The organism is Moraxella caprae DSM 19149 (assembly GCF_000426885.1).
GTDB classification, from domain to species: domain Bacteria; phylum Pseudomonadota; class Gammaproteobacteria; order Pseudomonadales; family Moraxellaceae; genus Moraxella; species Moraxella caprae.
Genome location: NZ_AUGF01000004.1, coordinates 82277 through 95120, shown reverse-complemented (window position 1 = coordinate 95120; position 12844 = coordinate 82277). Strand labels below are relative to the sequence as shown.

Sequence of the window (12844 nt, the reverse complement as noted above, 5' to 3'; positions counted from 1 at the left end):
TTATTTCATGGTTTTTTATAAAAAAGCCCGCACCAAATGATTGACGTATTTAAAGCCCATCTTGGTCGGGGAGATGATGTCAGGGTGAAACACCATCAGCCCTTGATGTTGCAGGGGTAAAAGCTCATTATCAATGGTGCTAATAAGTAGCCCCGTCCGCTCTTCAAAGGTGCAAGTCGTCGTGCCATCTGCCAAACGCAGGGCATTCATCATAAATTCAAAGGGCAGGCTCTCATCCGCTACCCGTTCAAAGCCTACCATCTTTGGGGCGTTATCATAATTTAGATAGTCTTTGGGCAGGCGAGATTTGGCATAACGATAAATGCCATCTGGATAATCATCATGTCCACGCAGTGTTACTTTGCCATGCCCACCTGCCCCAATGGCAAGATAGTCGCCAAACTGCCAATAATTGACATTATGACGACACGGCTCATCATCACGTCCGACCCATGCCGACACTTCATAATTGGCAAAACCTGCTTGCAAAAGTCGCTCTCGCCCTGCATCCTCTATGCGTTCTAGCTCATCATCACAGGGCAGGTCGGGCGGACTGCGATAAAAGGCGGTGTTCGGCTCAATGGTTAGCTGATACCATGAGATGTGCGTCGCCCCTGCCGATAATGCCATGTCAATGTCACGCACGGCAAGCGTGGCAGTCTGATTGGGCAAGCCATGCATCAAGTCGGCATTGATACGGGTAAAGCCTGCTTGTTTGGCGTTTTTGATGGCATTGACCGCTTCATCATGGCGATGTATTCGCCCCAATGTCGTCAACGCCCCATCATCAAAGGACTGCACACCCACCGATAAGCGGTTGATACCCAGTGCCAAATAGTCGGCAAAAGGGGCGTGTTCTAGCGTACCAGGGTTAGCTTCTAAGGTAATCTCAATATCATCGGCAAAAGAGAGCATCTCACGCAACCCCAAAAAAAGCACCCGATACTGCTCTATCGGCAACAGCGACGGTGTCCCCCCACCGATAAAGACACTCTGTATCGCACGCCCCCCTGTTAAGGCAACCTGCGAGCGAGCGTCAGCCAAAAGTGCCGTGACATAGTCGGCAAAGGGAGCAGACTCGGGCAAGGCGTGCGAGTTAAAATCACAATACGGGCATTTTTTGACACACCACGGAATGTGAATGTACAAAGACAATGGGATATTGGCAGGGTCAAGGATTAGGCTATGTTCGTTCATGGGTTTATATGGCGTGACACATGCCATGCCTTTTGTTGTTTTTAATGATTGGTTGTTATGATTTTTGTGTTAAGTTGCCATACTATTTGGTATTGTATTTAGCCATCACATCATCTCACGCCTAGTCTTGCACCAAATCATCAAATTGCAACAAACCAAACTTCATCCCCAAATGCTTCTCTAAGGCAGGCAGGTTAAAGGCATCATCTTCGCCCACCAAGCTAATAGATACACCCGATTGTCCTGCTCGCCCTGTGCGTCCGATACGATGAACATAATCATCGGGCAAATCAGGCAGAGTGTAGTTAATGACATGGGTCACGTCATCCACATGTATGCCACGCCCTGCCACGTCGGTCGCCACCAGTACATTCACTTCGTCATCTTTAAAGCGTTTTAGGTAACGCTCTCGCTTGGCTTGGGCAACATCGCCTGAGAGCATGGTCACGTCCACATGCTTGCGTAGGTTGTCATACAGGCGTTTAACTTGGTCTTTGCGATTGGCAAAAACAATGGCTTTTTTGACATCATCACTGCCAAGCAACTGCTTTAATGCTGTCAGTTTTTGGCGGTCAGTCAATAGATAAAAACGCTGTTCAATGTTCTTATTGGTACGACTCTCGGGGGCGATTTCCACAAAAGTCGGCTGATACAGCCAGCGATACGCCAAATTCATGACGTCGGTGTTAAACGTTGCTGAGAACAGTAAACTTTGGCGGTGCGTATTGGCAGGCATTTTGCTAATCAGTCGCTTAACATCAGGGATAAATCCCATGTCCAGCATGCGGTCGGCTTCATCTAACACCAACACTTCCACACGGTCAAGAAACAGCACGCCCTTTTGCACCCAGTCAATAATCCGCCCTGGTGTGCCAATCAAAATATCCATCGGGCGACGGTTTATCTCATTTGCTTGCTTGTCATAATCCGCCCCACCAGTCATGCACAAAGCATACAACCCACTGTATTTGACGAGCTCTCGGCAGTCGCTATAAATCTGCTGTGCCAACTCTCGGGTCGGTGCTAGGATTAACGCCCGTGGCTCACCCAAATAACGTGTCTCATCATCACCAAACGGGCGAGACAGCAGACTTTGGATGATGGTAATTAAAAACGTGGCGGTCTTGCCCGTGCCTGTCTGTGCCTGCCCAATGGCATCTTGTCCTGCTAGGGTATGGGGCAAGATTTGGGCTTGAATGGGCGTGAGAGTCTCAAAACCCAAAGCCGATACTGCCTTTTGGATGGGTTCTGCTAGGGGTAAGTCACGAAACGTGCTAAATTGCTCGGTCAAGGGCATGTCCTTTTAAACTAAATGGGCGAATATTGTTTGGTGTTTTACCAAATGTTTGTCAGGTTTTTATCAATGATATTTTTAAAAATGATAAAAATCAAAAGTGATTGGCAACATTTACGTTTTTATCTTTTGATATTTTTAAATCATCCATCCAAATCATTAAAACAGGCATTAAGTGAGCCTTCCACAGCTTGCTGAACAAACCGCTCTTTGTCATCTTTGTCATCATAAACGGGCATTTTATAAATGATGTTCAAGCCGTTTTGCCATGTCTCGTCGATAAATGATACCATGTCTTTTTTTGAAAAACTTTTTTCCACTCTTTTTAAGGCTTTATCAAGGTTTTTCTTGGCTTTGTCTTTGCTGACACCATTTTGATGGTCGATGGCGATGTCATAAACGCCTTTACTGGCAAGCATGCAAATCCCTGCTATCTCTTCGATTCTGGCTGATTCATCCGCTGATAAGGTCACTGCCGAATGAGCCGTACCGCCAACACCAAGCAACGCTAGGATACCAAGTGTATGGATAAGTTTGTTTGGCTTTTGCATAATCACGCCTTTATAAAAGAATCAATCTTATATTTTATCATAACTTATCATAACAGGCAAAACCCAATTTTAAAAGCTAATATTAAAGCCCAATTTTAAAACCTTATAAAAAACCCACCCCAAGGGCAGGTTTTGCGTGATTTAAACATCACATTAATTTGGTGACTTCTTCGGCTTGCAATCCTTTATCGCCTTCGGTCACGACAAATTCCACCATTTCACCTTCTCTTAGCGAGCGATAGCCGTCACCGACAATAGAACGAAAATGCACAAACACATCTTCGCCAGTGGCGCGCTGGATAAAGCCAAAACCTTTGGCATTGTTAAACCATTTAACCTGACCTTGTTCACGAGCAGACATAACACTTCCTTAAAAAATACCACATTGTAACACTTACAATGATACAAATAACCAATAAGCCTACGCACTACGCAGTTATCGTAAACTCGCGCCTAAATATAGCACACTTTTAAATGTCTGTAAACGTATGTAACCAAACATTAACAAAAAATTTACACCCCACCACCTTTAAAAATTTGTTAAAATAATCAGCATTTCACATAAACACACATAGACATCAGCACTCATGAACCAAACCACCCCCCTAAACCGTAAATTATTAGTGCTAAACGGTGCCAATCTGCACTTACTGGGCAAGCGTGAACCGCACATTTATGGCACGACCACCTTACAAGACATCATTCACCGCCTATCTACCACCGCTCATCAGCACGGCATCCAACTTGACCATTTTCAATCCAACCACGAAGGCGACATCGTGGACATCATCGGTAGCCAAGGCGTATTGGCGGACGACCACGACAAATTTGATGGGGTTATCATCAATCCAGCTGCCTTTACCCATACGTCGGTTGCCATTCGTGACTCTTTGCTTGCCAGTGGCAAACCCTTTATTGAAGTGCATTTATCCAATATCCACGCTCGTGAACCGTTTCGCAGTCATTCATATTTTTCGGACAAGGCGGTGGGCGTGATTTGTGGGCTTGGCGACATGGGTTATGACATGGCATTGGCATGGTTTTTAAAAAATTTATATAAAACAAATGGCGTACACTCATGACCATCATCGCTTATACTGACGGAGCATGCAAAGGCAACGGCAAGGCAGGGGCGTCCGCTGGTGGGTTTGGCACGCACATCATCTACCCCACAGGCGACGTGCTAAACATTTGGGGCGGTGAGAGCGACACCACCAACAACCGCATGGAGCTCATGGGGGCAATCACCGCCCTAGAACGCACGCCTGCCGATACACCGATACAGATTTGGACGGACTCAGGCTATGTCAAAAACGGCATTACCCAGTGGATTAACAGCTGGAAAGCCAAAGGCTGGAAAAAAGCGGACGGCAAGGCGGTGCTCAACCAAGACCTATGGATACGCCTAGACAACGCCTGCCAACGTCGCACCATTGATTGGCAATGGATAAAAGGACATGCAGGACACATCGGCAATGAGATGGCGGACAAGCTTGCCAATGATGGCGTTACTGGCAGTGGTGAGCTGTTTATCAGCCACGCCCCGACAAATAACTCTGCAAGCGATACCAAGGCAAACGCTCCATTAAAAAAGACAGACGAGACAACCACAATGAACGAGACCACCAACCACGCCCTTGATGACAGTAATTTTCACAGCAGTGATTTGGGTGATGACATGGGTTATTATGCTGACATGGCAAACATGGTTGCAGATGATGAATTTGACCCCACCGGCCCAATGGCAGATGTGGGAGCGGATGTTAATGACAGCGAACCAGTCAGCCAAACGCAAAATAAAACTCCCAGCAAAAAATCCAAGAAAAAAACACCGCCTGCCCCCATGCAAGTGGTTCGCCACAACCACCAAAACCCAGACTATGACGGACGCACCGATGAGATTCGTGAGCCGTTTTGGGCGGTACTGCCCGACCCCATTCATCGTGGGGCGTCAGAACGTCAGCTGATTATGGATACAGAGACGACAGGCATTGACCCTGCCACGGGCGACCGTATCGTTGAGATTGGCATTGTTGAGATGGTCAAACGTAAGCCAACTGGGGTTCAATTACATGTGTACCTAAATCCTGACAGGGAGATGGATGATGAAGTCATTGGCGTTCACGGCATTCACAATGAATTTTTGGTGGACAAGCCTCGGTTTGCCGATGTCGCCCCTTATGTCTATGAGTTTATGAAAGGGGCGGAAATCATCGCTCATAACGCCCAGTTTGATATGAAATTTTTATCGCATGAGTTTGACAAAGTGGGCATGACCGACTTTGCCGATGTCGTGGAAGTCACCGACTCACTCATGCTTGCCCGCAAAATGTACGCAGGGCAAAAGAACAATTTGGACGCCCTTGCCAAACGCCTAGATGTCGGTCAGGACATTGACCGTTCTTACCACGGGGCATTAAAGGACTCGCAGATTTTGCTTGAAGTCTATCTTGCCATGACCAGCGGACAGATTGCCATGAGCATGGAAGAAGAAGGGGTAAGCCAAGATGACAACAGGGGCGAGATTAGTTTTAGTGATTTAAGTACCTTATCCGCCCAACTAATCCGCTCAAAAGATGACTTCTCTGCCGATGGGGCATGGCGCAAGAGCGTACTTAAATAACAATTTATCCGATATTTGCCCTATTTAGCATAATTTTACTTGCCAAGTTTCGCCAAACATGGTTAAATGTAGCGATTATTAATGCGTGCTGTAAAACAACAGGATTATCATGACTCAATCAGCCAAAACCGCCACCAATTTTGACTTATCATCACTTCATATTTTGCGTAATGAAATCGGCTCTGTGCTAAAAGACGCCGAAGTGCATTTGCGTGAGTTTTATGATGACCCTGACCAAGCCCCCCTGCTGTTAGACTCAGCAAATAACCTATCACAGCTGTCTGCCATTTTTGAATTGATTGCCTTTAACGGAGCAGGACTGCTTGCCAAAAATCTATCAGCAAGTTACACGCTGTTGCATGGTAATGCCGATAGCGACGAAGATGAAAATGAGATTCTGATGACGGACATCTCAGAAGCCATCATGCTACTAGACCGTTATGTTGAATTTGTCTTATTAAAAGAAACGCCCGAACCTGCCTTGCTACTACCCATCATCAATAAACTGGGCGGACATTTGGGACATGCTGTCATCGAATCCACCACCCTAAACCAAAACATTAACAGCGTCATCATCGCCGACCCCCAAGCAAACTACGCTTCTCTTAGCACGCTTGGACTCAATGTCAAAGCCTTAACCCAAGCCTATCGTGCAGGCCTATCTGTCATCCTTGAAAATAAAGACGGCGTCATCTCTGATGATGAACGCCAAAAATTAGATGGTATGACCAAAGCCTGTGCTTTGATTGCCCAGCATTCTGACACCCTATTTTGGCAATCGGCAAAAACCATCACCCAAAACATCGCCAACGACCTACCGCTAAGCCATGCCAAAAAGCGTATCTTGGTTTATCTAGAACAGCAATTTTCTGACTATTTGCCGATTGAGGACCGTCGTTTTGCCGAGATGGTCAGCTTTGCTTGCAACAAAAACAAAGAATTTGCCACCCTTGCCAATCAAAAGTACGCTCTAAACCGAGTAAGCGACACCAAGTTTAGCGAAATGCAACGTTTCTTATTCGGGCCCAACCGTGAAATCACCGACACACTCAACGACTTGATTCAAGAGCAAATAGAAGCCATCAAACAAAAAGTAGATAAATTCGTGCGTGCCTCTAACGGCATGGGTGAGATTGGCGATATGGTCAGCATTGATAGCATCAAAACCGAGCTTAATACCTTATCCCAGACCATGACCTTGTTGGAGCTTGCCGACGCTAGCCAAGCACTAACAGCAGCCTCAGCACAAGTGAGCGGATGGCAAAATCCCACCCTAGAAGACTTGGATACTTTTTTAGATAAGTTATTGGTCGCTGAAAATTCTGCCATCTTCCTTGCCAAGAGCCACACCCCTGGGGCGGTTAAATTACCCCTGCACAACCGTGAAATCTCACTACATCAGCTCGATACTTCTTATGAAACTTTGGTCAAAGAAGCACGTAGCAACCTAACTGCGGCGACTTTGGCATTGACTGACTATATCACAGACAGTAACCGCGACATCATGAATCTGCAAAACACGCCTGAGATGATTCGCCAAGTGGCAGGAGCGGCGGCGTTCCTACGCCTATCTGCTATCTCAGCTCAGCTATACCTGTTGGCTCGTCGCTTAGAAAACGGACTGCTTGATAAGGTTAAAACTTCCCCTGATAATGAGCTGATTCGTATCAGTAACGCTTGGGCGGATGTCTTAGTGGCGGCAGACTTTGAATTTGAAAACTTTGAAGAAAACCGTCCCACCAATGAACAAAGCATTCTCATCAGCCAAAATAGTTTAAATCAGCTCGTGGCATGAAGCATCAAAGCATCAACACAGTAGACACCCAGTCATCGGCTACCCATGTAATATGGGTCGTTGATGGCGAGCGTGTTTTTTGTCGTGACGGCAAACCTTATGCGTTTTGTCATACTAAGATAGGCATAGATGGCTTAGATAGCTTGGATGATGGTTTAAATGACGCACTAGGCGTGGTTGAACTGCTACATTTTGGACATGATGGCAGACGGGTATTTGCCGTTGATTATCAAAAGATGACTAAGCCACATCCTCTTGATGGCGAGTTTATCGCTTATCGCCATGCCGTTGCCGTAACCGACAGTCACACCGCCCATGAAATCTCGGCAGGCATTCAGCTGTTATTATGGCAAAAGGGCAATCAATTCTGTGGCTATTGTGGCACCAAAACAGTAAGTCGCCACAAAGAAAACGCCATGGCATGTCCTACCTGCCATCAGCATTTTTATCCCAAGATACAGCCTTGTGTCATCATCGCCATCACTCGTCCCTGCCCTGTGACGGGTCAGCCCCAAATCCTGTTGGCACAACATCATCGCCATCAGGCAACAGGCATGTATGGACTGATCGCTGGATTTATGGAAGTGGGCGAGAGTGCCGAGATGGCCATTCATCGTGAAGCACTAGAAGAGACTGGCATTCTCGTGGATAACATTCACTACATCAAAAGCCAAGCCTGGCCGTATCCAACCAATCTCATGCTTGGTTTTTGTGCCACCTATAAGTCGGGAAATATCATCATCGATGAAGATGAGTTGTCCCATGCTCAGTTCTTTGGTAAAGATAACCTGCCACTAATTCCCAAGCAAGGGACAATTGCTTATGAGCTAATCAGCCAAACATTAGGGCTAAATGAATGCTAGTGCATGCCTATCATTGATGACATCTTAACACTATTGATTTACCTTACCTTTAGATGTAGTTATAATAAAAAATTGCAATTTACCCTTATGACCTATTGTGCTTGAATAAGTCACAATTCATTCTCACGCCCCATATTGAAAAAATAAAGAGCGAATATTCTCGCTCTTTTTATCATTATATTACAACAATTACCACGACTGCGACAATGCCGACAATACGCCTTTTAGCATGGCAGAGACGGTACTGCTACACACGCCAATGCCTGAATACACCTTGCCTGCCACATTAAGCTGAACGTACGCCGCTGCCGCTGAGTTGGTTTGGTTGTCGCCCAGCTCATCATCAAGCAGGCTCTCGGTCGCCTTGGTGTTAATGGCGTGTTCGGAGTAATTGGTCACGTGAATGTCCTTACCTGTCGCCTTGACCAGTCCGTCAATAAATGCCGACAACGCCCCATTTCCCTGCCCGATGATTTCTAGCACATCTGTGGGCGTGGCGATTTGCCCGTTAAATGACACATCTCCGCCCCTGTTGTTAATCTGATAATCGCTTAATTTAAAGGTCTCTTGGGTCAAATAAGTCTTGGTAAAGATGTCAAGCAATTCGTCCGTTTTTAGCTCACGAGCCAAACTCTCGGCTTGGTTCTGCACCACTTTGGCAAAATCAATCTGCGTCCAACGTGGCAAATCAAAGCCATAATGACGCTGTAAGATATACGCCGCCCCGCCCTTACCCGACTGGCTATTGATACGCACCACGTCTTGATAGCTACGTCCGATATGCACAGGGTCAATCGGCAAGTATGCCACATCCCAATGCTGTTCGGTTTCAGGGTGCTTTTCATTATAATCCAGCGACTTTTTAATGGCATCTTGGTGCGAACCTGAGAAAGCTGTAAACACAAGTTCACCAACATAGGCATGGCGTGGGTGTACGGGCAGATTGGTGCAGTCGGTCGCCACTTGTACAATCTCGCTCACCTGCGACAAATCAAGCTCAGGGTCTACCCCTTGTGTGTACAGGTTCATCGCCATGGTCAAAATATCCATGTTGCCCGTACGCTCGCCATTACCCAGTAGCGTGCCTTCCACACGGTCAGCCCCTGCCATCACGCCAAGCTCACTTGCCGCCACGCCACAGCCACGGTCGTTGTGCGTATGTAGGCTCACAATCACGTCTTTACGGCTTGGCAAATGACGACAAAAATACTCAATCTGGTCGGCATATAGATTGGGCGTGGACGCTTCTACCGTTGCAGGCAGGTTCAAAATCACTTTTTGACCGTCTTGGGGTCGCCACACATCGCACACCGCTTGGCACACTTCTACGGCAAAATCAGTCTCAGTCTGGCTAAAACTCTCAGGGCTGTACTGAAAAATCCACTCGGTCTCAGGATAACGTTTGGCAATGTCTCTTAGCAAAGTCGCCCCACCCACCGCGATCGCCTTAATGCCGTCCTTGTCAAGCTGATACACCTTATCACGTTGTACCCTTGACGTACTGTTATAAACGTGAACAATGGCACGTTTTGCCCCTTTTAGGCTCTCAAAGGTGCGCTCAATCAAATGCTCACGAGCCTGTACAAGCACCTGCAAAGTAACATCATCAGGCACATGACCGCCTTCAATAAGTAAGCGTGTAAAGTCAAATTCCACTTGGGCGGCAGACGGAAAACCAATCTCAATCTCTTTAAAACCGACCGCCACCAAAAGTTTAAAAAACTTTAACTTTTGTTCAATGGTCATGGGGTCAATCAATGCTTGATTGCCGTCTCGCAAATCCACGCTCGCCCAAATTGGGGCTTTTTCTATGCGTTTGTCGCACCATGTGCGGTCGGGCAGGTGCGGGGCGAATTCAAAGGGGCGGTATTTGGTAAAATCAAACGCAGGATTTTTTGGGGTGATTTTAGGTGTTGGCATGGCTAGGCTCGCTATATTTTTTAAATTAAAACCGTTCGTGGTGAGCTTGTCGAACCACAAGGGTTTTCCTGCTCTTCGATAAACTCAGGACAAACGGGAAACCTTAATAAATCATTGTATTATCATACCAAAATTTTGCACTAATTTTTACCAATTTTACAAAAATTTTTGGCAGATTTTAGCCATATTTACCAAAAAATGCTGATTTTATGGTAAAATCCGCCAAATTTTGATAATTTTCCAACATGAACGCCATTAATCTAGACCCCATTGATCACAAAATCCTAAAACTACTCACGGACAACGCTCGCCTTGCTATTGCCGACATATCCGAGCAAGTCAATCTGTCCGCCACGCCTGTCATTCGCCGAATTAAACGGCTTGAAGATATGGGTGTTATCACAGGCTATCACGCTCATACGTCCGCACGCTCACTGGGTAACACATTGTCGGTTTTTGTGGCGGTCAGCATGGATAAGCACACCGCCGAACGCTTTGGCGAATTTGAAAATCACATCAAAACCTTTGATGAAGTGGTGTCGTGCAGTCTTGTTACAGGGCGGTCGGAAGATTATCTGTTAAAGGTCGTGGTGCGTGATATGAGCCATTATGAAGAGTTTTTACTCCATAGACTAAGCAAAATTGACGGGGTCAGTCAGTTACACACGAGTTTTGAGTTACGGGAAGTGTTTAGTCGGGGGGCGGTATAAATTTGATTACTCACCTTTTAAAGTCTTAATAAAATCGTTTAGCATTTGTATTTGACGTTCCTTTTCACTTAATAATAAATCTTTTTGCTCAATAATGGCATTAAGTTTTTCTATTTCAGCAACCAAAGATATAGGATTATTATTGTAATAATTTGCTTTATTATTATCACTATTTTCATTCATCATGACAAAAATACCTTTATCTGATAACAACTCAGCAATATCAATGTTAAATATTTGAGCGATTTGTTCTAATTTATCCAATTTAAGTTTTGTTTCTCCACGCTCAATCTTAGCATAACCATTAGCAGACATATGTAGTTGCTCCGCCATTTTTTCTTGCGACCAATCTAAATTTTCACGCAATTCACGAATTTTTTCATGAGTTTTCATGGTATTACCTACAAAATGGAGTATTATCACAACAAACTGGTTAGACACCTAACCGATTTGTGTGTGGTTTTGGGAATTAAATTTGACTAGAATTATTGTACCATAAAAATTTCGGAAATGATATGGTAGATATATTAATTTCAAAATGGAGTGATGTTTATGCCTGAAAAAATTGATAGATTTTATTCAAGTGGTATACGTATAAGTTTCGGTGCTTCAAGCAAATTGTCCGAAATGGCAGATATGGATTGGATTGACCCCGAAGAAACTTGGTATATCAACGATGATTACCCCTACCCTTCTTATCCCAGCCAAGTCTTATCCGACCAATCTCTTCACTTAAAAGATGCTTGGTATAAGAAACAACCCAATGACTTTACAGATACTTTTGAACTAAATGCTTATTGCACCAAAGCATTATCTTACGTTGCAGAATTAGAAAAAACATTAAGCACTATTAAAATTATGTACGAAAACAAATGGTGTCTTAAACAATACAAGAAAGAATCTAAACATGGCTTTCATGCTATATTAGCGGGAACACATAGCATCTTTACCATATACAAAATATTTAGAAAAATTTTTAATTTTCTTTTCTTGATTTCCTTTGTTTTATTGATTGCAAATTTTTTTGATATGTTCGCAGGATTTCTCATAACTTGGATTATTTTAAAAATCATAGAATTTTCATTAGAAAATATCGTTGGTAGAAATCACCGCAACATCATCAAGGATAACATTCGCCGACGTGGCATTCCTGATACTTGCTACCCAGCTCATATATTTGCTACTACCAAAGAAATTAAACAGTTAAAAGACGACATAGAACTATTTCAGCAAAGATGGGCAGAAAAACTAGAAAATTAACATCAAACTGACGGAATATCAACCATGCTCCGCCAAGTGTGTCCCCAAAATAAACACGCCAATGCCAATCAGCACCACCCCGCCCACGCCCATGGCATAACGCCCAAAGCTCGCTCCCAAGCGGTTGCCAAGATACAGCCCGCCTGTCGCCATAATGGTCGTGGCAAACCCTATCAGTACGCACGCCAAAACGATGTTCACGTCCAAGAACGCCAACGACACGCCCACCACCACCGAATCAATGCTTGTGGCAATGGCAGTGATGAGCATTAGGGCGATGTTTGAAGTACTTGTCTGTTTTTGCTTATCCTGTTGCTCGGCTTGTTGTTCATTGGTTTGCTTATCTGCTTGTTCATCATAATACACCGCTTCATAGATAAACCGTCCGCCCAACGCCCCAAGCAGTCCAAAGGCAACCCAATGGTCAAAGGTTTGCACCCAACTCTCAGTAGCCTTACCCAAGCAATAACCGATAAACGGAGCAAACCCTTCCACCACCCCAAAGAACAGCCCACCCTGCACCGTTTGCCATAGGCGTGGGCGTTGCTCGCTCGCCCCTTTTGCCACTGCCACCGCAAAGGCATCCATTGCCATGCCAAAAGATAGGGTGGTGAGTGTAAGTGCGTTCATG

General features: G+C 45.2%; 13 protein-coding genes. 6 read left to right on the top strand and 7 right to left on the bottom strand.

What is annotated here, in order from left to right; all coding sequences use genetic code 11:
- Positions 1 to 15 precede the first annotated feature (15 nt).
- From hemW to K941_RS0101310, 4 genes are all read right to left on the bottom strand, one after another.
- On the bottom strand, positions 16 to 1197 hold the full coding sequence (gene hemW / locus K941_RS0101325; RefSeq protein ID WP_029102182.1) for a radical SAM family heme chaperone HemW: 1182 nt from the start codon (positions 1195 to 1197) through the stop codon (positions 16 to 18).
- A 121-nt stretch (positions 1198 to 1318) separates the two neighbouring features.
- Positions 1319 to 2494: a DEAD/DEAH box helicase gene (locus tag K941_RS0101320; protein ID WP_036387165.1), complete on the bottom strand. Its 1176-nt coding sequence runs from the start codon at positions 2492 to 2494 to the stop codon at positions 1319 to 1321.
- Between the two features lie 140 nt (positions 2495 to 2634).
- Positions 2635 to 3042 (bottom strand): hypothetical protein, encoded by a 408-nt coding sequence (locus K941_RS0101315; protein ID WP_029102180.1) that lies wholly within the window; start codon positions 3040 to 3042, stop codon positions 2635 to 2637.
- Positions 3043 to 3190: 148 nt separating this feature from the next.
- Positions 3191 to 3403 carry a cold shock domain-containing protein gene (locus K941_RS0101310; protein WP_029102179.1) on the bottom strand — a complete coding sequence of 71 codons (213 nt, stop codon included), beginning with the start codon at positions 3401 to 3403 and terminating at the stop codon, positions 3191 to 3193.
- A 226-nt stretch (positions 3404 to 3629) separates the two neighbouring features.
- Here K941_RS0101310 and aroQ point away from each other — a divergent pair, with 226 nt between their 5' ends.
- The 4 genes from aroQ (at position 3630) to nudC (ending at position 8323) form a co-directional block, all read left to right on the top strand.
- Complete coding sequence (gene aroQ, locus K941_RS0101305) at positions 3630 to 4124, top strand: type II 3-dehydroquinate dehydratase (RefSeq protein WP_029102178.1); 495 nt, start codon at positions 3630 to 3632, stop codon at positions 4122 to 4124.
- The gene (dnaQ, locus tag K941_RS14330) at positions 4121 to 5665 is read left to right on the top strand and encodes a DNA polymerase III subunit epsilon (protein ID WP_051225782.1); all 1545 of its coding nucleotides are present in this window, start codon (positions 4121 to 4123) and stop codon (positions 5663 to 5665) included. The genes aroQ and dnaQ overlap by 4 nt, the downstream gene beginning before the upstream one ends.
- Positions 5666 to 5774: 109 nt before the next feature.
- Entirely contained in the window at positions 5775 to 7460 is a 1686-nt protein-coding gene (locus tag K941_RS0101295; RefSeq protein ID WP_051225781.1) for a hypothetical protein, read from the top strand.
- On the top strand, positions 7457 to 8323 hold the full coding sequence (gene nudC / locus K941_RS16280; RefSeq protein WP_051225780.1) for an NAD(+) diphosphatase: 867 nt from the start codon (positions 7457 to 7459) through the stop codon (positions 8321 to 8323). Before K941_RS0101295 ends, nudC begins: the two co-directional genes overlap by 4 nt.
- Positions 8324 to 8512: 189 nt before the next feature.
- On the opposite strand, the gene leuA is transcribed toward nudC, so the two are convergent.
- Complete coding sequence (leuA, locus tag K941_RS0101285) at positions 8513 to 10243, bottom strand: 2-isopropylmalate synthase (RefSeq protein WP_036387189.1); 1731 nt, start codon at positions 10241 to 10243, stop codon at positions 8513 to 8515.
- 245 nt (positions 10244 to 10488) lie between these two features.
- Between leuA and K941_RS0101280 the strand changes: the two genes are divergently transcribed.
- Positions 10489 to 10953 carry an Lrp/AsnC family transcriptional regulator gene (locus tag K941_RS0101280; RefSeq protein ID WP_029102175.1) on the top strand — a complete coding sequence of 155 codons (465 nt, stop codon included), beginning with the start codon at positions 10489 to 10491 and terminating at the stop codon, positions 10951 to 10953.
- Positions 10954 to 10959: 6 nt separating this feature from the next.
- Here K941_RS0101280 and K941_RS0101275 read toward each other — a convergent pair whose 3' ends face one another.
- Positions 10960 to 11346, bottom strand: a complete 387-nt coding sequence (locus K941_RS0101275) for a helix-turn-helix domain-containing protein (RefSeq protein ID WP_029102174.1) — start codon at positions 11344 to 11346, stop codon at positions 10960 to 10962.
- Between the two features lie 159 nt (positions 11347 to 11505).
- Between K941_RS0101275 and K941_RS0101270 the strand changes: the two genes are divergently transcribed.
- Positions 11506 to 12213 (top strand): hypothetical protein, encoded by a 708-nt coding sequence (locus K941_RS0101270; RefSeq protein WP_029102173.1) that lies wholly within the window; start codon positions 11506 to 11508, stop codon positions 12211 to 12213.
- A gap of 18 nt (positions 12214 to 12231) precedes the next feature.
- On the opposite strand, the gene K941_RS0101265 is transcribed toward K941_RS0101270, so the two are convergent.
- Positions 12232 to 12843, bottom strand: coding sequence for a manganese efflux pump MntP (locus K941_RS0101265; RefSeq protein ID WP_029102172.1), 612 nt, complete (start codon positions 12841 to 12843; stop codon positions 12232 to 12234).
- Between the last annotated feature and the right edge of the window lies 1 nt (position 12844).